The organism is Micromonospora sp. NPDC000442 (assembly GCF_042898635.1).
Taxonomy (GTDB): domain Bacteria; phylum Actinomycetota; class Actinomycetes; order Mycobacteriales; family Micromonosporaceae; genus Micromonospora.
This window is the reverse complement of the sequence record NZ_JBIAYZ010000006.1, coordinates 134,602-153,710: the sequence shown is the minus strand read 5'-3', so window position 1 is coordinate 153,710 and position 19,109 is coordinate 134,602. Positions and strand designations below refer to the sequence as shown.

The 19,109-nt window shown below is 69.0% G+C and carries 20 protein-coding genes and 1 pseudogene; 9 read left to right on the top strand and 12 right to left on the bottom strand.

The genetic code is table 11. From position 1 onward, the window contains the following. Nucleotides 1-16 precede the first annotated feature (16 nt). The gene (locus ACFY2A_RS11840; RefSeq protein WP_387170950.1) at nucleotides 17-1,435 is read left to right on the top strand and encodes an aldehyde dehydrogenase family protein; all 1,419 of its coding nucleotides are present in this window, start codon (nucleotides 17-19) and stop codon (nucleotides 1,433-1,435) included. Continuing rightward, entirely contained in the window at nucleotides 1,432-2,508 is a 1,077-nt protein-coding gene (locus ACFY2A_RS11835; protein WP_387170948.1) for an alcohol dehydrogenase catalytic domain-containing protein, read from the top strand. The genes ACFY2A_RS11840 and ACFY2A_RS11835 overlap by 4 nt, the downstream gene beginning before the upstream one ends. A gap of 107 nt (nucleotides 2,509-2,615) precedes the next feature. Here the strand turns inward: ACFY2A_RS11835 and ACFY2A_RS11830 are convergent, their stop codons facing one another. The 5 genes from ACFY2A_RS11830 to ACFY2A_RS11810 form a co-directional block, all read right to left on the bottom strand. Next, nucleotides 2,616-3,104, bottom strand: coding sequence for an NUDIX domain-containing protein (locus tag ACFY2A_RS11830; RefSeq protein WP_387170946.1), 489 nt, complete (start codon nucleotides 3,102-3,104; stop codon nucleotides 2,616-2,618). Next, on the bottom strand, nucleotides 3,101-4,147 hold the full coding sequence (locus ACFY2A_RS11825) for a hypothetical protein (RefSeq protein WP_387170944.1): 1,047 nt from the start codon (nucleotides 4,145-4,147) through the stop codon (nucleotides 3,101-3,103). The genes ACFY2A_RS11830 and ACFY2A_RS11825 overlap by 4 nt, the downstream gene beginning before the upstream one ends. 110 nt (nucleotides 4,148-4,257) lie before the next feature. Further along, nucleotides 4,258-4,962, bottom strand: a complete 705-nt coding sequence (locus ACFY2A_RS11820; protein WP_387170942.1) for a hypothetical protein — start codon at nucleotides 4,960-4,962, stop codon at nucleotides 4,258-4,260. Between the two features lie 608 nt (nucleotides 4,963-5,570). Continuing rightward, a complete protein-coding gene (locus tag ACFY2A_RS11815) occupies nucleotides 5,571-6,773 on the bottom strand; it encodes a helix-turn-helix domain-containing protein (protein WP_387170940.1) in 1,203 nt (400 codons plus the stop codon). After that, nucleotides 6,760-6,930, bottom strand: a complete 171-nt coding sequence (locus ACFY2A_RS11810; protein WP_387170938.1) for a hypothetical protein — start codon at nucleotides 6,928-6,930, stop codon at nucleotides 6,760-6,762. The genes ACFY2A_RS11815 and ACFY2A_RS11810 overlap by 14 nt, the downstream gene beginning before the upstream one ends. Nucleotides 6,931-7,080: 150 nt before the next feature. Between ACFY2A_RS11810 and ACFY2A_RS11805 the strand changes: the two genes are divergently transcribed. Continuing rightward, complete coding sequence (locus ACFY2A_RS11805) at nucleotides 7,081-7,824, top strand: helix-turn-helix domain-containing protein (protein WP_387170936.1); 744 nt, start codon at nucleotides 7,081-7,083, stop codon at nucleotides 7,822-7,824. 207 nt (nucleotides 7,825-8,031) lie between these two features. After that, the gene (locus ACFY2A_RS11800) at nucleotides 8,032-8,589 is read left to right on the top strand and encodes a histidine phosphatase family protein (RefSeq protein ID WP_387170934.1); all 558 of its coding nucleotides are present in this window, start codon (nucleotides 8,032-8,034) and stop codon (nucleotides 8,587-8,589) included. Nucleotides 8,590-8,689: 100 nt separating this feature from the next. Here the strand turns inward: ACFY2A_RS11800 and ACFY2A_RS11795 are convergent, their stop codons facing one another. Both ACFY2A_RS11795 and ACFY2A_RS11790 read right to left on the bottom strand, forming a co-directional pair. Continuing rightward, nucleotides 8,690-8,977: a hypothetical protein gene (locus ACFY2A_RS11795; RefSeq protein WP_387170932.1), complete on the bottom strand. Its 288-nt coding sequence runs from the start codon at nucleotides 8,975-8,977 to the stop codon at nucleotides 8,690-8,692. Then, nucleotides 8,974-9,359 (bottom strand): annotated as a pseudogene (locus ACFY2A_RS11790) (hypothetical protein). The gene ACFY2A_RS11795 and the pseudogene ACFY2A_RS11790 overlap by 4 nt, the downstream one beginning before the upstream one ends. A 505-nt stretch (nucleotides 9,360-9,864) precedes the next feature. Here ACFY2A_RS11790 and ACFY2A_RS11785 point away from each other — a divergent pair. Continuing rightward, the gene (locus ACFY2A_RS11785) at nucleotides 9,865-11,286 is read left to right on the top strand and encodes a helix-turn-helix domain-containing protein (protein WP_387170930.1); all 1,422 of its coding nucleotides are present in this window, start codon (nucleotides 9,865-9,867) and stop codon (nucleotides 11,284-11,286) included. Here the strand turns inward: ACFY2A_RS11785 and ACFY2A_RS11780 are convergent, their stop codons facing one another. The 3 genes from ACFY2A_RS11780 to ACFY2A_RS11770 all read right to left on the bottom strand — a co-directional run bounded on the left by ACFY2A_RS11780 (nucleotide 11,287) and on the right by ACFY2A_RS11770 (nucleotide 13,671). Then, nucleotides 11,287-11,853, bottom strand: coding sequence for an NUDIX hydrolase (locus tag ACFY2A_RS11780; protein WP_387170928.1), 567 nt, complete (start codon nucleotides 11,851-11,853; stop codon nucleotides 11,287-11,289). 175 nt (nucleotides 11,854-12,028) lie between these two features. After that, the gene (locus tag ACFY2A_RS11775) at nucleotides 12,029-13,180 is read right to left on the bottom strand and encodes a helix-turn-helix domain-containing protein (RefSeq protein WP_387170926.1); all 1,152 of its coding nucleotides are present in this window, start codon (nucleotides 13,178-13,180) and stop codon (nucleotides 12,029-12,031) included. Between the two features lie 191 nt (nucleotides 13,181-13,371). Continuing rightward, the gene (locus ACFY2A_RS11770; RefSeq protein WP_387170924.1) at nucleotides 13,372-13,671 is read right to left on the bottom strand and encodes a hypothetical protein; all 300 of its coding nucleotides are present in this window, start codon (nucleotides 13,669-13,671) and stop codon (nucleotides 13,372-13,374) included. 511 nt (nucleotides 13,672-14,182) lie between these two features. Here ACFY2A_RS11770 and ACFY2A_RS11765 point away from each other — a divergent pair. Continuing rightward, nucleotides 14,183-14,932 carry an ArsR/SmtB family transcription factor gene (locus tag ACFY2A_RS11765; RefSeq protein ID WP_387170922.1) on the top strand — a complete coding sequence of 250 codons (750 nt, stop codon included), beginning with the start codon at nucleotides 14,183-14,185 and terminating at the stop codon, nucleotides 14,930-14,932. Here ACFY2A_RS11765 and ACFY2A_RS11760 read toward each other — a convergent pair whose 3' ends face one another. Further along, on the bottom strand, nucleotides 14,933-15,325 hold the full coding sequence (locus ACFY2A_RS11760) for a RidA family protein (protein ID WP_387170920.1): 393 nt from the start codon (nucleotides 15,323-15,325) through the stop codon (nucleotides 14,933-14,935). Between the two features lie 85 nt (nucleotides 15,326-15,410). Beyond that, the gene (locus tag ACFY2A_RS11755) at nucleotides 15,411-16,703 is read right to left on the bottom strand and encodes an MFS transporter (protein WP_387170918.1); all 1,293 of its coding nucleotides are present in this window, start codon (nucleotides 16,701-16,703) and stop codon (nucleotides 15,411-15,413) included. 143 nt (nucleotides 16,704-16,846) lie between these two features. Here ACFY2A_RS11755 and ACFY2A_RS11750 point away from each other — a divergent pair, with 143 nt between their 5' ends. The 3 genes from ACFY2A_RS11750 to ACFY2A_RS11740 are packed head-to-tail and all read left to right on the top strand — an operon-like array spanning nucleotide 16,847 to nucleotide 19,088. Further along, entirely contained in the window at nucleotides 16,847-17,890 is a 1,044-nt protein-coding gene (locus ACFY2A_RS11750) for a Rieske 2Fe-2S domain-containing protein (protein ID WP_387170916.1), read from the top strand. After that, on the top strand, nucleotides 17,887-18,138 hold the full coding sequence (locus tag ACFY2A_RS11745) for a hypothetical protein (protein WP_363920443.1): 252 nt from the start codon (nucleotides 17,887-17,889) through the stop codon (nucleotides 18,136-18,138). The genes ACFY2A_RS11750 and ACFY2A_RS11745 overlap by 4 nt, the downstream gene beginning before the upstream one ends. Beyond that, a complete protein-coding gene (locus tag ACFY2A_RS11740) occupies nucleotides 18,135-19,088 on the top strand; it encodes a PDR/VanB family oxidoreductase (protein ID WP_387170913.1) in 954 nt (317 codons plus the stop codon). The genes ACFY2A_RS11745 and ACFY2A_RS11740 overlap by 4 nt, the downstream gene beginning before the upstream one ends. Nucleotides 19,089-19,109: the final 21 nt, after the last annotated feature.

Sequence of the window (19,109 nt, the reverse complement as noted above, 5' to 3'; positions counted from 1 at the left end):
TCGAGGTGAGGAGCCCATGGAATCCGTACGGACCGACTTCTACCTCGACGGACGCTGGGTGCGCGCGGCCGGCGGACAGTCGCTTGAGGTGCACAACCCGACGACCGAGGCGGTCTTCGGCACGGTCCCGGCCGGCACCGCCGAGGACGTCGACCGGGCCGTGACCGCCGCCCGGGCCGCCTTCGACGGCTGGTCGACCACCGATCCCGCCGACCGGGCCGCCCACCTCGACCGGCTGCACGCCGCCCTGACCGCCCGCGTCGACGACATCGCGCACACCGTCGCCGCTGAACTCGGCACGCCGCTGAAGGTCGCCACCCGGGTCCAGGCCGGACTGCCGCTGACCGTGCTGCGCAGCTACGTCGACCTGGCCGCCCACCCGCCCGCGCCGCAGACCGTGGGCAACTCCCTTGTGGTACGCGAACCCGTCGGTGTGGTCGGGGCGATCACCCCGTGGAACTATCCGCTGCACCAGATCGTCGCCAAGCTCGCGCCCGCCCTGGCCGCCGGCTGCACGCTGGTGCTGAAGCCGAGCGAACTGACCCCGCTGACCGCGTACCTGCTCTTCGACGCCATCGACGAAGCCGGCCTGCCGCCCGGCGTGGTCAACCTGGTCACCGGCACCGGGCCGGTGGTCGGCGAGGCCCTCGCCGGGCACCCCGACGTGGACCTGGTCTCCTTCACCGGCTCCACCGCCACCGGCCGGCGGATCACGCACCTGGCCGCCGACCGGATCGCTCGGGTGTCGCTCGAACTGGGCGGCAAGTCGGCGAACGTGATCCTCGACGACGCCGACCTGGCCACAGCGGTGAAGGTGGGCGTCGGCAACGCGTTCCTCAACTCGGGCCAGACCTGCACCGCCTGGACCCGGATGCTTGTGCACCGGGACCGCTACGACGAGGCCCTCGACCTGGCCGCCAAGGCGACCGACGGCTACCGGCTCGGTGACCCGCTCGACCCGGCCACCCGGCTCGGCCCGCTGGTCTCCGCCGCCCAGCGGGACCGGGTACGCGACCACATCGCCAGGGGTCTGGCCGACGGCGGCCGGCTCATCGCCGGTGGACCCGACTCCCCCGTTCCGCAGCGCGGCTGGTTCGTCGCCCCGACGGTCATCGCCGACGTCGACCCCGACAGCGCCCTCGCCCAGGAGGAGATCTTCGGGCCGGTGCTGGCGGTCATCCCGGTCGACGACGACGACCAGGCGGTGCGGGTCGCCAACAACTCCCGGTACGGGCTGGCCGGTGCGGTCTGGTCCGGCGACGAGGAGCGGGCGCTTCGGGTGGCCCGCCGGCTGCGCACCGGTGCCGTCGACATCAACGGCGCGCCGTTCAACCCGCTCGCCCCGTTCGGCGGCTACAAGCAGTCCGGCGTCGGCCGCGAGCTGGGCGTACACGGGCTTGAGGAGTTCTGCGAAGTGAAGGCGATCCAGCGGTGAGGGGCCTGGTGGTCCGGGGCGTCGGCACGCCGCCCCGGGTGGAACAGGTCGAGCTGCCCGGCACCGGCCCCGGGCAGGTACGGGTGGCGGTCCGGGCGGCCGGCGTCTGCCACTCCGACCTGTCCATGGTCGACGGCACCATCGCCGCGCCGTACCCGCTGCTGCTCGGCCACGAGGCCGCGGGCGTCGTCGTCGAGGTCGGCGACGGCGTCGACCGGATCGCGGTCGGTGACCACGTGGTGCTCAACTGGGCACCCCCGTGCCGCGACTGCTGGTACTGCGGGCACGGCGAGCCGTGGCTCTGCGAACGCTCCGGCAACCCGGCCGCCGCCGTCGGGCACACCATCGGCAGCGCGCCCCTGCACGTCACCCTCGGCCTCGGGGCGCTCGCCGAGCAGGTGGTGGTGCCGCAGCAGGCCGTGGTGACCGTACCGCCGGACCTGCCCTTCCCCACCGCCGCGCTGCTCGGCTGCGCGGTGCTCACCGGCGTCGGCGCGATCCGCCGTACCGCCGACGTGCAGCCCGGCGACTCGGTAGCCGTCATCGGCCTCGGCGGCGTCGGCCTCTCCGCTGTCGCCGCCGCCCGCGCGGCCGGTGCCGCCACCGTCATCGCCGTCGACGTCGCACCCGCCAAGGCCGAACTGGCGTACGCGGCCGGTGCCACCGACTTCCTGCTCGCCGACGACACCCTCAGCCGCGCGGTACGGTCGCTCACCGGTGGGCGCGGCGTCGACCACGCGGTCGAGTGCGTCGGTCGGGCCGCCACCATCCGCGCCGCCTGGCGGGCGACCCGTCGCGGCGGGCAGGTCATCGTGGTCGGCATGGGCGGCAAGGACGACATGGTCGCCCTCAGCGCCCTGGAGATCTTCCACTCCGCCCGCACCCTGCGCTCCTCGGTGTACGGCTCCTCCGACCCCGACCGCGACGTGCCCGAGCTGGCCCGCGCGGTGCTCGACGGCACCCTCGACCTCGACTTCCTGGTCACCGACCGGATCACCCTCGACGACGCACCGGAGGCGCTGGCCCGGATGGCCCGGGGCGAAGGTGCCCGCACGGTGGTCCTGTTCGACTGAGGCGCCCCGGTCGGCCAGCGGAATCCCGTTCCGCAGCATCGTGCTCCGCGAGCAGGTCTGGGGACCGCCATCGCAGACTGCGTCTCCGGCGGCCTGGAGATCTTCCGTCAGTAAGTGTCGCCCCAGTAGGTGTCCGTGCTGATGTTCACCACGTCCTCCAGCTTACGGAGACCGGTGGGGAAGATGTTGAGGTGCCGCAGGTCGGGCAGGTTGCACCAGCGCATCCCCTGCTGGCCCTCGTCGGAGACATCGTCTGCGGCCAGGTAGTCGGCGGACAACTCCGATTTGAGTTCCGCGAGAAAGTAGAACTCGATCTTGTGTTGATCGCGCCCCTTCCCGGCCAGGTCGTGGCGCGCGTGGATGTACTCACGAACGAAGAGCAGACGCCCTGGCACCACGTCCGCGCCAATCTCCTCCTGGCATTCACGGATCAGAGTTTCGGTCAACGTCTCGCCGTACTGCTGCCGGCCGCCGGGCAGCGAGTACCAGACCCCGAGCCCCATCTGGTGGTCCACATACTTCAGCAGGAGCACCCTGTCGCCATCGAGGATGACAGCCTTGGCAGAGTTTTCGAGCCGGCTCTCGGCACTCGTCATGTCGTCGCTTCCAATCCCGCTGCTTCGATCATGTCCTGGAACGTGTGCGGAGGTGGGTTGTTCTGCCAGCCATTCATCGCCAGGCGGTCGAGCAGCGCCCGCTTGAGGTCGATGATCGCCAGGAGCGGCTCACCGAACCGAGGATCCAGAGCATCGAGGCCGAGCGCGATCTCACGCCAGAGGGCATCGGCCTCCCGGTAGCACTCCCGCATGATGCCACCCGACACCAGCATCTCCAAGATGGCGCTGTGCGTCTCGTTCAGCTCAGGATCGTCGGCCAGCGCCCGGTTGAGCACACCAGCATGCCTGCCGTGGCTGCCGATGACCTGCTGCGCCCGGGTCCAGAGCTTGCTGATCGAATGGCGCAGGTGCGCGTTGAGCGTCGGCTCGGCGAGCCCCTTGGCGACCGGGTAGCTCACCAGCCCAGTAACGGTGTCCTCGAACAGGTCCGCCAGTTCGTCCACCCGCTGCCTCAACCGACGCATGTCGCGGACCCCGTCGGCCAAGCCGTCCGGCACGGTCTTCCCGAGATAGGCAAGCAGTCCGAGAAGGCCAGACGAATAGAAGCCAGATCCGAGGTGTCGAGACCTGACATCCATCCGATACCAGTTGACAAGGCTGTCTCCGTCTTCGAGCGGCGCTGGGTCGAAGCGGGCGGCGTAGTTGTCGTACATGGACTGGACGATTTCCGCCGTCACCTCGGCCATCACCGGTAGTGCCCGAACGCCTGCTGGTGTGAGCGACGCCTCGCGAACCATCGTCAGCAGGCTGGTCACCGAAAGGCACATGGTCGAGTTGACGTCGGCAAGCAGCAAGGCCGGGTCGCGGATGCTGTAGGAAGCCGAAAGGTCGAGGTGGCGGTCCATGTTGTTGAGGATGAGGGTCTGACCCAGTGCGTAGATCTTCAGGTACTCGGCCAGCACCCCCGGATCGGCACCGATGCGGGCACCAACCGCGGCCGCCGGCACCGTCTGCCGGAACAGCAGCTCGGAGTCGAGGGCATCCTGATACAGCCGGGACATCCGGGGAAACAGAAAGTCCATAGTGCGTAGTTGGCTAAGGGCCATCAAGATCGGATGACCGTATCGGGCGAGAAGTTCGACCGTCGTTCCGAAGTCGTAGCCGACGGGGTCAGCACCCGTAGAGAAACGCCTCACCCGCCCGCTCCCACTGACCGTTTTCGTTGCACCCTCTGGAGTACCTCCCACGTGAACTCCATCTGTAAGAGGAAGTAGATCAGCGCGAACGCCGCGGACAGCAGGGGCGTCCAGGAGATGTCTGTTCCATACGTGATGAGACGGTCGGCACCGACAGCGACGTACGCGGCGTTGAGCGATCCGATCACCACTGAAGTAAGTGCTGCGGCCTTCAGCTTGCGCCGACTCTCCAGGTATGGGTTGGTCGACCCCCACACCGGTTTCCATCCTTCGGGAAACTCGGCAGCAAGCGCGTGCAGGTAGAGGCTTCGCAGCCGGTTGACCTGGTGTTTCGCTTCGGTCTGCACCCGATCGGTGACGACATAGGCCCGCAGGACGATCGTGTTCAACACTCCAGCGATCACCGCCGCCGCATAGATGATCGGTAGCCGCAGCACCGTGCCGACCTGCCCCACCGAGGAGATCAATTTAGCGGACACCAGGGCACCAGCGACCAGAACCGGAAAAGCCAGGATACGGAGACTGAGCTTATAGAGATCCCTTTCGGCGTCCTTGTAGTCGTTGTGCAGGATGAACGCCTGCTCGAAGTCGATCAACAGCATCTTGCGGGCGGTCTCTACGTCGATGCCCCCGGGTCGCGTCCGCGCTGGTGGTGTGGTGCGATCCTCCGCATTCTTGGGCGTCAGCGCCTGCTTGATCACCTGGCGCAGACGCCTGCGGCGTTCGTGAGTAGGCACGGGCGATCGCCACCTCCCCAGGGTCACGTGCTGCGCATTATCGCGTCAGACGTGGCATCGGGGAAACGGCTCCGCAGAGACGACAAATGCCGACGGAAGACTATCGCGATCGAGGGCGGTTCTGCGGTCAGTGCACTTCGCCGCGCTACGGTGACGGTCATGCCGCGCTACCTGAAGGTCGCCTACTTCCTAATCCTGCTCGCCCTCGTGGTCTTGGGCTTCGCCTGGGACGCGTCCGTCGGTCTTAAGGTCCTGGTTGGTGCGGTGGCGGTAATCCCTGTTGTGGTAGCCGATCTCGTCCTTAGGCACCGGCGGAGCGGGTCGCCCAACGCATAGCCCGAAATGTACGGCGGCTGTCCCACCTCCGGTCATCGCGCTCACCAGCGCGCCGCCAACCCGTCGGCCGTCGACCCCACACCTCGGTGGAGCAGCCGTTCGGCAACTCGACCTGGAGTCGTCTGGCCCCGTCGGAGCCGCAATCCCCAAGTCTCAACCCTGTCCCACCGTCGGCCCTGCGATGAGGATCAGTCGGTTGCGGGCTGGGCGAGAGACAGGAATGGTGCCGTCACTGGTCAGCCCACCCCGAGGGCAACGGCGAGCTGCGTGATCGTGCTCGGGGCGCACGCGTCACGGGCGATCTCGGTGAGTAGCTCCCGGCCCGCGGGCCGGTCTCGGATCTCTGCCGGTGCGGTGCGCTCGGCTTCGACAAGCACCCGTGCGGCGGTGGTCGCATCGTCGGCGTGGAGGTAGGCACGGGCGACATCGAGCAGGTGCGCAGCGCGATGTTCGGGGGGTAGCCACCGCCATCCGGGCCGCCTGGAGGCCTTCTCGTGCCAGGCGATCGCAGCACGGGCGTCGCCGGACTCGACGGCTGCTGCGGTACGGGCCAGGGCGACGGCTGTGGGTCCGAACCCGGTGTGGTGATGGTCGTGCCCGTCGCCGACCCGTTCGGCCATGCTGGCGGCCTCGTCGATCAGCTCGGTGGCAGCCGGCTCGTTTCCGTGCTGTGCGGCTGCCAGCGCGGCCTGGATGAGCAGCGTTCCGCACAGGGACAGCTCCGCCGGTGCACCGCTCTCGATCACGGGTGAGGCGATCCGGTACGCGGCGGCGAGCATCACCGACTTCGCCTCCCGCGTACGCCCTGACATCCGCAGCACCTGACCGAGTTGGACGGCTGCGGCTGCCACCAGTTCCCGGTCCCCGGTGGCGGCGAGCATCGCCCGGTCAGTGGCCATCCACGCCAGCTCGGCGTCGCCGAGCTTGACCAGCAGGGCGGCCGTGATCCGGTACGCCTCCACCAGCGGGGTTCTACCCGTGACCGGGGCTTGGGAGTAGGTGCGCTGTGCATTGGTGAGCAGGTCCGGTGCCATGTCGATCACCTGCTGGTAGCGGGCGTACTGAAAGGTCGTCCACGCGTGCCCCACCTCCCGCAGCATCCGGTCCACCGGCAACACCGGCCGCAGGCCCGCCGGCATGCCCAGCGGAATCTCGTACCGGGACAGCGCAGTCCTGATCGATTCGACGCCCTCGGCGCGATGTGTCACCTCGGCCGGCTCGGTGTTCCCCCCGACCAAGACGGCGATGTCGATACGCAGCACCCGGGCAATCTCCTGGAGAGTGGAGAGCCTGTCCAACGATCGGACTCCCCGCTCAACCTTGTCGACCCAGCTCTTCGACTTGCCGAGCCGGTCGGCGAACATCTGCTGCGACAGCTTCCGCCGCCCCCGCCAGTACGCCACCCGCCGCCCGACCGGCAACAGCTCAACGCTGTCCACGACGCCACCGCCGGTCCGGTATCGCCCGGGTGATCTCCTCCGCCGGGATCCGCTCCGCCTCAGCCTCGGCGAGAAGCCGCCGCTTGGCCGCTTCCCGCTCAACTGCCTGGATCTGCTCGCCCCGGCTCACCCCTGGCTCGTCGCCGTCACCCTGCATCCCCACCTCCGTCGGCAGACGCGCGGCGGCAAGTCTGCCGTCGCGGGTCCACAGTGACGTCCTGATGTCACCGAGCGCGACGGCACAAAGCCCGACAATCAGGCCACATTGGTGGCGACATAAAGACGACATAGCGCTATCGTGTCGGTCATGAATGCCCCCAACACCGCCCTGCGAGCCATCCGCATCGGAATGCGGATGAGCCAGGACGACTTCGCCCGCGCGCTCCAGGCCGCCGGCCATCGCGTCGGCGAGCCCAACGACGCCAACAAGAGGCTCGTCCAACGATGGGAGTCCGGCGTGATCGCCGCCCCCAGACCCGTCTACGCCCGCGCGCTGGAGGTCGTCACCGGACTACCCATCTCGCTGTTGGGCTTCGCCTCTGTTCCCGGTGGACAGATCACAGATGATGCGCACGGCGGCCACGACCTGACATCCCCCATGTCCAGCCTGGCCACGCCGACGCCAAGGCCGACCACGGTTCACCAGTCATACGAGGGGGTCTGGCTCAGCCGCTACCAGTACTACTCCAGCGGCCGGGGAGACTCCTTCGCCGGACAGCACTTCGTCGTAGTCCTCCAGCACGGCGACCGGCTGACCGCACGTAGCCTGCCCGGCTCGGCAGCCTCGTCTCTCTCCATGGACCTGACCGTGGACGGGTCCGTCATCACCGGCACCTGGGTGGAGCAGACCGACCCGGCCGGCTACTACCGGGGTGCCCGCTATCACGGTGCGATCCAACTTCTGGCCGAGCCGACGGGGCGACGGATGGCCGGAAAGTGGGTCGGGTTCGGCAAGAACATGGACGTCAACACCGGCCCGTGGGAACTCATCTTCCGCGACGCCTCGACATCCAAGGCAACACTCGACCGATACAACACGACGGCGACGTAGCCAGTGCTCTGGCCACGAAGGTTCGCGGTGTCAGCCCGATCACCCGCCGAATTGATCTCTTCGCTCGTCAGGGCTGCCCGCAGGCAGGCCGCGTCGCCCGGCCTCGGCCTGCTGGCGACCTTCCGTCGGCATCCGGCCGGGCCCACGAGGAGATCCGCCGTTGGTGAGGGGCATCAGCGACCAGGCAGAGCGCATAGATTTGACGCCGTGCGATGGCTGGAGATTCGACGGCATTCCCTGACCAAGAAAGGGTCCGGTCGGGGGCGGGGTTCGCACCTGTCTGCGGATGGTGTCGCCCTCGCTCGCCTCGTCGGATCGAAACTCGGCACCTTTACCTACGTCCTGACCAGTACATCGCCGCGAGCCATTGAGACCGCCCTTGCCTTGGGCTACGCCGTCGATGACGCCATCGACATGCCCTCCGGATACGTGCCGGACGAGGTTGGCCACCACGACCAGTGGACCTGGCCGCAGCCCTATGTCACCTACGCAGAGCTCATCGAACGTGGCGGCGGGCTAGCGGCAGTGGCCCAAGTTCACCGGGAAATCTGGACCGAAGCGATCATGGCTGTGCCCGAAGGCAGTGGCGCGCTCGTGGTTTCCCATGGCGGTTGCATCGAACCGACACTGGTGAGCTGCCTTCCCCATCACGACCACTCGTCGTGGGGTGCGCCCTTTGGTCACTGCGACGGAGCACGACTGGAATTTGATAGAGGTCGATTCACCAAGGTCCGTCTGTGCCGCGCACCGATTCGGTCAGCCTGAACGAAACGCCCTCGGAGCCCCCGCACCAAACCGCTTCCGCCCTCTGCGGTGTGCGCCCTCGGCAAGCGGGCCGCTCAGGATCCGTCCGAGGTCACCCGGCCTACCGGGGCTCGTCTCGGCCCGATTCGGCCGGCACGGCTGCTGTCATTCGCTGCGGTGCGTCCGGCGGTTGTCTGGTCCACCCGACGAAGCGGCGGTGCAGCGCACCAGCAGGCGCCCAGGGCATGTCCTCGGCCGCCTGGACGAGATAGCCACCGAGGTAGAGGGCCAGCGACACCGGCGCGTCCGCGTACTCCGCGCGCAACTCGCGTCGCCGCGTCGGACAAGGCCATGGCAGGTCACAGCCGCCGCAGCTCCAGATCGGCAGGACCGGACCGTGGGTGGTCACCGCACTCCCCCCAGGAACCGCGCGACGCTCGCGTGGGCCTGCCGGCTGGTCGCCCAGTCCACCTGCCAGCAGGGGTACGGTGCCAGCCGCGACCACCACATCCGGCAGCCAACGCACATGCCGTCGAGCCCTCGAACATGCACCGCGAGGATCGTTCGCTCCGGACCGCCGATCACTACTACTCGCCTTCCTGTGGCCAGTGACCACGGTTGATGGGGATGCGGTGCCGGGCACGACACGGCAGATCGGCTCCGCAACGACAGACGCGCCGCCAGCGCTGCCAGGACCAGACCGGCCGATGCCGTCGGGCGAAGTCAACGCGGTAGCCGACAGGTACTCGTCGTACGAGACGCGCCGGCTGCTGGAAGTTGACCGGCTGGATGAATCCGCCATCGCTCGGCTCACCGAACTTTCCCTGGCTCAGGCCTGCTGGCTGGCTTGCCGGGCGTCTCCAACGCCGACTCAGGGCTGCCGTCGGGCCGCAGGCGTGCCGCATGATCGAGTAGCCGTTGCTGCGCTGCCGCCTGCTCGACATTCTGGTACCGCTGTCCGGTCCCCGGCGGTGGTGGCGGTTCAGGACGCCGCAGCAGCCATCGCATCAGCCCATACAGGTGCGATCGGAGGGTCACAGTCCCGCCCCCTCGCTCAGCGTCACGAGGGCGGACCGGGTGAGAGCTTCTGGGCCGTAGAGGGTGCCTGCCCACACCAGGCCCGGCGCGTGGTCGGCGTCGAAGTTCATGTGCGAGACGATTCCGCCGGACTAGCTGCGGCGGCCATGTCGGCTGGTCATGTCACGGTGACATGGGCTGCCTCGACCAGCCCGGAGAACGACCATAGGCTCCACGTTGAGCACCATGAGTAGTCGACTCACGACGCTGGGAGCCGCTGTGCTGCTCGACCAACTTCGGATTCCTGATGACCTCTGGTCACGCGAGGACATACGTGCGGCACTGGCTGCACGCGATGTTGGTGCGTTGTTCCGGCTGCTCGCCAGGCACACGGGCGCGAGCCAAACCCGCATCGGTGCCGCCGTTGGCCTGGAGCAGGGTTACGTCAGTCGGATCATCGCCGGCCGGAAGGTGACGTCGATCGAAGTGTTGGAGCGGATTGCCGACGGCTGCGGTATGCCCGACGAGTCACGGATGACGCTCGGCCTCGCGCCGGGCCAGCGGTCATGTCGCCCTGACATGGCCGATCGTCGGGACGGCCGGCAAAGTGATGTGCCGGCCAACCGCTCCTGGCGTGAGGATGTGCGCGCTGCCGTGCAGCTATGGGAAGGCGACGTGAACCGTCGAGAAGTACTCCGTCAGATTGTGTTCAGCTCCGCCGCGTACACCTTGCCCGCGCTGCGTTGGTTCACCGCCACCAGCCCGCAAACCGTCGCGCAGGAGGGCCGCCAAACGGTCGGCCAGCCTGACATCGACACCATCCGCGAGATGACCGCCACCTACCGGCGACTCGACAACCAGTACGGCGGCGGCCACGCCCGCGACAACGTCACCCGTTACCTCCATCAGGAGGTCACGCCTCTGCTGACCCAGGGCCGATACGACCCGCAGATCGGCCGCAAGCTGCTCACCGCCGTCGCGGAGTTGACGCAGCTCGCCGGCTGGCAGGCGTACGACATGGCCGAACACGGCCTCGCCCAGCGATACCTCACCCATGCCCTCGACCTGGCCCGCACCGCCGACGATCCCGGCCTGGGTGCCGAAATCCTCGCCGCCATGAGCCACCAGGCCACCTACCTCGGCCACACCGCCACCGGCGTCGACCTCGCCCGCGCAGCCCGACACACCGCACACCGCGCCGGAATCACCGTGCTGGCCGCCGAAGCGCTGGTCATGGAAGCCCACGCCCACGCCGCCGCCCGCGACTCGGTCGCCTGTGCCACCGCACTACACCAGGCGGAACAAGCCCTCGACCGAGCCGACCGCAGCGGCGACCCGCAGTGGCTCGGCTACTTCGACGAGGCATACCTGTCAGCCAAGTTCGGCCACTGCTTCACCGCACTCGGCCAACACCGCCAAGCCGAACGCTTCGCCACCCGATCCCTACGCATGGACGAACGCTACGTACGCGGCAAAGCCTTCAACCTCGCACTCCTGGCCACCATCCAAGCCCGCCACGGCGAACCCGACCGCGCCAGCGTCATCGGCGGGCAAGCCCTCGCCCTGACCACGCAACTGAAGTCCGCCCGCGCCGTCCGCTACGTACGTGACCTGCAAACGAACCTCTTGCCATACCGCCGCCGACCGACAGCCCGTCACCTCATCAACCGCATCGACGCTGCTCTCAAACAGCGCCGCTGACTACAACTCGCCGTGAGCCTTACGCGCGACCAGTTCCAAAACCGCAATGACCGTACCGGCACCCACGATCTCACCCTGAGAGATGAGGTGCCGGGCCTCCTCCAGCGGAATCCAAGCCACCCGCTCTACCTCGTTCACGTCCACCGGAGCACCGATGTGCTCCGCGTCCCGAGCGAGAAACAGCAGGTTCTCCGCATCCGCAGTCGCCACCCACGGCTGGAACGACAGCAGCGGCTCCACCGCACCCGGACGCCAACCGGTCTCCTCCTCAACCTCCCGGACCGCACACGCCGCCGGGTCCTCCCCCTCATCGACGTAGCCACCGGGCAGCTCCCACACCCACCGATCAAACACGAACCGATGCCGCCGCATCAGCAACAGCCGCTCCCGACCGTCAAGCACCGCAACCATCGCCGACCGAGGCGCCCGAATTACGTACTGCTCGAAACGAACCCCGTCCGGCAACTCCACATCAGCGACACTCAGCCGCGCCCGCCGGCTACCGTCTACCACCCGCTCACCGTGGATCGTCCACCGCGTCGACCCGATGCCCTGCTCCTCCACCATCCGGCCAGTATCCCGACCGACGGGGTGGAACGCTGCCGTCCTCATTCCCGTCGAGATGCACTCGGGTTGACGCCGCCACCCGACGGACACAGTCGACGCAGCGGGTACTTCTGCCGTCGTGTCCTGATCGGAACGCTATGGACGGCACGGTGCGTGATGGCACACCTACGCACCACTACTGGCCGGTGACTCCCATTCGTTCGCACAGGCCCCGCAGTTCGGTGGAGACAAGCCCGCGGCGCAGCAGTCCGCGGGCGATTTCTCGCGCCGCCGTCGATGACCGGGTGTGCTGGGCACCGACCCGCTCGGCTGCCAGCAGCATCCGCACCGCGTCTCGCTCCCGATCAGCCGCCACCATCGCGCGGGCCATGTCCAGCCAGTAGTACACCTGCCGCACCGCCGGCAAATCCCCGACCGCCACCTGGGCAGCCGCCTGTAACGCCTCTTGCGGACGTCGGGTGTCGAGCAGGTAGGCCATCCGCCACAACGCCGCGTTGCTCGGTCCCCACAACAGGTCCCAGCTCGTTGTCTCCCCGGTGTGCGCGGCGATCCGCGCCGCCTCGTCGAGGTGATCCTCGGCGGCGGCCTGATCTTTCATGCCGGCGAGGTGATGCGCGCGGGCGAGGTGCAGGAACCCGAGCACATCCAACGCGGTGTCTGCGCCGCTGCCTTCCAGGTCCGCTCCGGCCCGATCGCAGTACGCCCGGGCCGGGCCGTACGCGCCGGTGTATGCCGACACCCGCGCCCGATTCGCCGCCGCCACCCCCGCCGCAACCGGATCATCAAGCAGGTGCGCAGCCTCGGCCGAACGCTCCGCCGCCAACCAGGCGTGGGCCGAGTAGCCGACGTTCAGCAACGAACCCATTGCCACCCCGTACACCGGCACCATCAACCGGTACGCCGACCGCTGATCAGTCACGCCGTGCAGGGCCGGCACGAGATCCGTCAGCCGACGCAGGGCCCCGGCGTAGTCGCACCGGCCGTACAGATCCCGCACCAGCGCGGACTCTCGAGCCAACTGCTCCACAGTGGCAGCCCCGACGCTCGGCGGCCCATCGAACGGATGCGCCATCATCGCCCGCCACACCCGCTCGGCGTCGATACGCGCACCATCAAGGTGCCGATCAGCCGGCGTGTACGGCTGGCCGGTCAGGTCGAAAACCGAACATTCCAGGGCTGCGGCCAGATCGACCACCATGTACCGATCGGTGCGCTGCACACCGCGCTCGATACGTGACCAGGTCGTATGCGAGATGCTCGCGCGACTCGCGGCGTACCGGATGCTCCAGCCCCGCAACTCGCGCCGGGCCCGGATGCGCTCACCCACCGACGGGTCAGCAGGTATGGCTCGGCGAGGCACAACGATCCCTCCCGAACAACGATCAGATTCGGCAGGCAGCCAGCACGACAACCGGCGACCACGCCACCACCGACGGTACACCGGACTGACAGGGACACTGACTACGGCCGGCGTTTGTACTGGTTGCCGTGCCGGACGATGCGGTGGTGGGCCTGGATTCAGCCGGGCCACCCGTCGAGGTACTCGGCGAAGGAAACGTCGCAGCGCTCGTCGCCGCCGATTTCCCGGAACTGGTCCAGGTCGTCGTAGCCCGGCGTATCGGGCAGCAGCACCCGCAGGGGGTGCGTGGCGTGGTCGGCCAGGAACTTCCACAACGCCCGGGTCAACTCCGGCTGGTCGGAGTTGGCGGTGTAGCCGTCCTGGAAGTAGCTGATTCGCTGGTCGCCCAGCCGGTACGCGGTGCCCAGTGCCAGACACGTGGCGCACGGCGGACAGGCCAACCAGCCGGAGAGTGACACCCGAGAACCCCTCAATCACATCGTCGTGCCACGCAGTCCCAGCATGACCGCTTCCACCGACGCACACTCCACAACCCACCAGGCACCGCCCGAGTTTTGCCGGACCGATCCCGACAAACCTTCAACCGCTGCCCGACGGGTGCCTGCGGGCGGGCCCGGCCTCTCGCTTCGGCAGCCCGAGGTCTAAGCCGATTCGTCAGGATGCAGCGGGGCGAAGACGCGGGTGCGCTGGTGCTGTTCTACCAGCGCGATGGATCGCTACCGTTGGCGCATGCCTCGGCTGGTTTTCTCCGGCCCGGATCTCGGGCGGATTCGCTTCGCGATCATGCCATTTCAGGAAACGTTGAAGGCTGCCCGCAGCCTGGCATTGCCCCGGCCACCCGCTGCTCTGGCCGCCTGGCGACATGCTGTTTCACGATTGCTCCCGCCCGCCGCCCGACCCGCGCTGGTGCTGTGTGGCGCGCATCCCCGGCACCTGCCTGATTTCCTGACCCCACAACCGTCGACGTCGGTGGAGTCCTTTCAGGACGAAATCGCCGCCGCACTCGGCGATCCGGCCGCACCGGTCGCAGCTGACACGCTCGCCTTCGCCAGCGTGCTACGCACCAGACCAGCGCTGGTCGACGATCTGATCCAGCATCCCCACCAGAGTCGGCGAGCCCTAGCCCGCTCGTTCGTGGCACTGCACCGCGCCGTGCTCGCGGCCGACTGGCCGCGTATGCAGGCACAGCTCTCGGCCGACGTGTCGGCGCGGGCGCGAATGGCGGTCCAGCGCGGCGTGGCGGCGATGCTCGACACGCTGTGCCCTCCGTTGATCCGCTGGGAGTACCCGTATCTGGAGTTCGCCGGTCCGCCGGCAGCGGACTACCCGCTAAACGGCCGAGGGCTGGTCCTCGTGCCGAGCATGTTCCTCGATGACGTCCATCGGCAGCTCAACGAACGGCAGCAGCCGATGTTGTTCTATCCCGCCCGGGCCGCTGCCGACTTCTGGCGTGCTGGGGGACGCAGCACGGGCCCGGACGGGCAGTTGGCCGGATCGGTCGGCCCGCATCGCGCGGCGGTCCTGCGGTTGCTGGCCGACCGGCCCGGACTCGGTACTGCGGAGGTCGCCGCGGTGCTGCGGGTGTCACCGGCAACCGCTTCGGCGCACCTGGCGAGGCTGCGCCGGACCGGGCTGGTGGCCACGGTTCGCTCGGCCCGACGCGCCCGGCACGAGGTGACGCCACTGGGCTGGCAGCTGCTGGATACGAACGTCGAGTGATCAGTCGACCGCGATCGCCTCGATCTCCAGCAGCCACTCCTCCGCGTAGATTTCGGTAATGATGATGGTGAGGGCGGGGACGTGGTCGCCGAGAATCTCCTGACGGATGCGGCCACTGGCCGCACGGTGGCTGCGGTCGGAGAGGTAGATGGTCACCTTGGCCAGGTTCCGGACCCCCATGCTCACCTCGGACAGCACGGCCAGCAGGTTACGCCAGGTCAGACGGCACTGTGAGTCGAAGTCGGCAGGTACGACGCCCTGCTCCGCCCACGGCACCTGACCGCTGACGAACACGGTTCGGCGGGCTCCGGAGACCACCGTGCCGTGGGTGTAGGCCGGGCCGGGATCCGGCAGAACCGCAGGGTCGATCGTCTGAATCTGATAGGTCTGCACGGCGTGGACGCTAGCCCTACCACCGCACGCGGCCCGAACGATTCGACGCAATGACGAATCGTCCGAGACGGCTCCAATGCCGTGGTCAACCGGGTACCTCGGACGGTGCGGCGTCGCGTTCGGCGGCTTCGATGTTGGCGTCGGTGACCACGAACATGCCGAGCAGCAGGGTCAGCGTCAGCGACCCCAGGATGGCGAAGACCGCGCGGAGGCCGAACGCCTCGGCCAGCAGGCCCCCGACCAGCGCGCCGGCCGGCATGCTTCCCCAGGCCAGCATCCGGTAGCCGCTGTTGACCCGGCCGAGCAGCCGGTCCGGGGTGATCCGCTGGCGTAGCGAGATGGTGATGACGTTCCAGGTGGCGAGCAGGATCCCGCCGACGAAGAAGACCGTACCGATCACGAACGGGTTGGTGCTCAGCGCCGGTACGCCCACGACGGCGGCCATCGCCAGCACGGAGAGCGCGAGGGTGCGGGACCGCCCGAGCCGCTGTTCGATCCAGCCGGTGGCCACCGAGCCGAGCACGATGCCGGCGGCGATGGTGGTGAGCAGGACTCCGTACCCGGGTTCGGTGAGGCCGATTGCCGAGTCCGGGCCGACCGCGTAGAGCACAAGCACGGCGAAGATGCCGCTGGTGATGAAGTTGCTGGTCCCGACCATCGTGGCCAGGGTGCGCAGCAGCCGGCGCCGCCAGAGGAAACGCAGCCCTTCGACGATGTCGGCGCGGATCGTCGTCGGCTCGTCGCGCTCGATCCGGAACCGGCCGGCGACCAGGAGCAGCGCGGCGACGGCCACCGCCCACAGCACCGCCGGCCCGGCGAGTGCCAGGGCCACTCCGGCGGCGACCAGGAAACCGGCGAGCGGCGGGCCGACGAACTGGTTGGCGGCCAGTTCCACGGCGGCGAGCCGACCGTTGGCCCGGGGCAGTTGGTCGCGGGTGACCACCTGCGGCAGGATCGACTGGGCGGAGGTGTCGTAGAGGGTCTCGGCGACGCCGAGGCCGAGCGCCACCAGGTAGAGCAGCCAGATCGACCCGGCGTCGAAGGCCGCCACAAGCGCCAGTGCGCCGATGAGCGCCGCGCGCAGGGTGTTGGCGGCGAGCATCACCCGCCGCCGGTCGAGCCGGTCGGCGAGGGCGCCGGCCGGCAGCGCGAACAGCAGCCAGGGCAGGCTGTACGCGGCTGCGACGCCGGCCACCAGCACCGGTGAGCGGGTGTAGCCGACGGCCACCAACGGCAGTGCGATCTTGACGATCCCGTCGGCCAGGTTTGACACCGCCGACGCGGACCAGAGCCGCCAGAACCGACCCCCCAACCCGCCCTCGTCGGCGGGGTGTGTCGCCCCCTGATCCGTACGCACTGGTTCCTCGACCCCCGTCACGCCGCCGATCATCGCAGCGTCGCGGCGACCGGCGAAAGGCCGCACGGCCTTTCACTGAGTGAAATAGACGCTGCCGATCAGCGGCCGGGTCACGGGATCATCCGACCGCACCCCGCTCCCGTCCCGAGAGAGGTTGGGTCACGATGGCGTTCGCCCGCAACCAGTGGTACGTGACGGCCTACAGCAACGAGGTCGGGCGGGATCTGCTCGCCCGCACCGTGCTCGGTGAGCCGCTGGTCCTCTACCGCACCGAATCCGGGGAGGCCGTGGCGCTCGCCGACAGGTGCGTGCACAGGCGTTATCCGCTCTCCGAGAGCCGCCTCGACGGCGACACGATCGTCTGCGGCTACCACGGCTTCACCTACGACCAGACCGGCGCCTGCGTCTTCGTGCCGGGCCAGCAACGCATCCCGCGTACCGCGCGGGTCGCCGCGTACCCGGTGGTGGAGCAGGATTCGCTGATCTGGGTGTGGATCGGCGACCGGGACCGCGCGGACCCGACCACCATTCCCCGCGCGCCCTGGCTGGACGACCCCCGGTACGCGGTCGTCCGCGGGATGGAGCCGCTGAACGCGCGGTACAGCCTGCTGGTGGACAACCTGATGGACCTGTCGCACGAGACCTACCTGCACGGCGGCTACATCGGCACGCCGGAGGTGGCGAACACGCCGATCACCACCGAGGTGGACGAGGAACGCGGCATCGTCTACGTCAGCCGGCACATGGACGACGCCGAGTGCCCGCCGTTCTACGCCAAGTCGACAGGGATCCAGGGCCGGATCACCCGCTGGCAGGACATCGAGTTCCACCCGCCGTGCCTGTACCTGCTGCACAGCCGGATCGCGCCGCAGGGCCTCTACCCGCCGGCCGAGGGCGAGGACAGCGACGCCTTCCACGCCGAGATCGTGTACGCCATCACCCCGTCGACGGAGAACACCACCTACGACTTCTGGGCGGTGGCCCGGGACTTCGCCATCGACGACGAGTCGGTGAGCGAGTACCTGCACCAGAGCAACCACACGGTGGTCATGCAGGACGTGACGGCGCTGAACACCCTGGAGCAGGTGATCGCGTCCGAGCCGGACAAGTACCAGGAGCTGAGCATCAACATCGACACCGGCGGGCTCGCCGCCCGACGGCTGATCGCGCGGATGGTCGAGGCGGGGACGGTGGGGGCGCCCCGATGACCGAGCCGGCCAGCATGCTCACCGGCGACCGGATCTACCGGATCCACTGGATGCCGGGCACCGACACGCTGCGCGGAATCTGCCACTGCGGTGCCGAACGCGTCGCCGAGGAACCGGTCGAGTTGTGGGAGTGGCTGCTCGCCCACCCGTACGGTCATCAGTCGCCGGAGGTGGTCCCGCCAGCGCCCCAGGCCGCCAGCGGGACGCCGGTGTCGCCCGCCCCGACGCGGTCGGCGGTGCCGGCATGACCGACGACGACCTGGACGGCGCGGAGCTGGTGGTGGCCGACCGGGACTGGGCGGCGACCGGCGTCGCCGTCCTGAGCCTGTGCCGCCCCGGCGGCGGCGACCTGCCCGCCTGGTCCCCCGGCGCGCACCTCGACCTGGAACTCGGGCCAGGGCTGGTACGCCAGTACTCGCTCTGCGGCGACCCGGCCGACCGCGCCACCCTGCGGGTCGCGGTCCAGCTGGAGCCGGAGGGACGCGGCGGCTCGCGGCACGTGCACGAGCGGCTCACCCCGGGCGCGACAGTCCGGGTACGCGGACCCCGGAACAACTTCCCGCTGGTGACGGCCTCGCGCTACCTGTTCGTCGCCGGTGGCATCGGCATCACGCCGATCAGACCGATGGTCGCCGCCGCCGACGCCGCCGGAGCCGACTGGCGGCTGGTGTACGGCGGACGCAGCCGCGCCACGATGGCCTTCGCCGACGCGCTGCGGGAGAAGTACGGCGACCGGGTGAGCCTGTACCCGCAGGACGAGACCGGCCTGCTCGACCTGGACGAGCTGCTGGGACGGCCGGTCGACGGGCTGGTCTACTGCTGTGGGCCGGAGGCGTTGATCGCGGCGGTGGAGCAACGCTGCCGGACGTGGCCCCCCGGGGCCCTGCACGTCGAGCGCTTCACCCCGCTGGCTCCGACCGAGGCCGTGGACGCCGCCGTCGAGGTCGAACTCGCCCTCAGCGGCCGGACCCTGACCGTACCGCCGGGCACGTCGATCCTGGAGGCGGTGGAGGCGGCCGGGGTGCAGGTGCTGTCCTCGTGCCGGGAGGGCACCTGCGGCACCTGCGAGACACCCGTCCTGGACGGTGTGCCGGAGCACCGGGACAGCCTGCTCACCGAGGCGGAACGGGCCGTCGGCGACACCATGATGATCTGCGTTTCCCGGTCCGTCACGCCCCGGCTGACGCTGGAGCTGTGACCGGCGGGCCGGGGGTCGGCA

Bases quoted from the DNA above. Each gene is read 5' to 3' on its own strand.
- ACFY2A_RS11840 (WP_387170950.1), top strand. From the start codon at position 17: ATGGAATCCGTACGGACCGACTTCTACCTCGACGGACGCTGGGTGCGC.
- ACFY2A_RS11830 (WP_387170946.1), bottom strand. From the start codon at position 3,104: ATGACGAGTGCCGAGAGCCGGCTCGAAAACTCTGCCAAGGCTGTCATC.
- ACFY2A_RS11825 (WP_387170944.1), bottom strand. From the start codon at position 4,147: ATGGACTTTCTGTTTCCCCGGATGTCCCGGCTGTATCAGGATGCCCTC.
- ACFY2A_RS11810 (WP_387170938.1), bottom strand. From the start codon at position 6,930: ATGCAGGGTGACGGCGACGAGCCAGGGGTGAGCCGGGGCGAGCAGATC.
- ACFY2A_RS11805 (WP_387170936.1), top strand. From the start codon at position 7,081: ATGAATGCCCCCAACACCGCCCTGCGAGCCATCCGCATCGGAATGCGG.
- ACFY2A_RS11780 (WP_387170928.1), bottom strand. From the start codon at position 11,853: ATGGTGGAGGAGCAGGGCATCGGGTCGACGCGGTGGACGATCCACGGT.
- ACFY2A_RS11750 (WP_387170916.1), top strand. From the start codon at position 16,847: ATGGCGTTCGCCCGCAACCAGTGGTACGTGACGGCCTACAGCAACGAG.
- ACFY2A_RS11745 (WP_363920443.1), top strand. From the start codon at position 17,887: ATGACCGAGCCGGCCAGCATGCTCACCGGCGACCGGATCTACCGGATC.
- ACFY2A_RS11740 (WP_387170913.1), top strand. From the start codon at position 18,135: ATGACCGACGACGACCTGGACGGCGCGGAGCTGGTGGTGGCCGACCGG.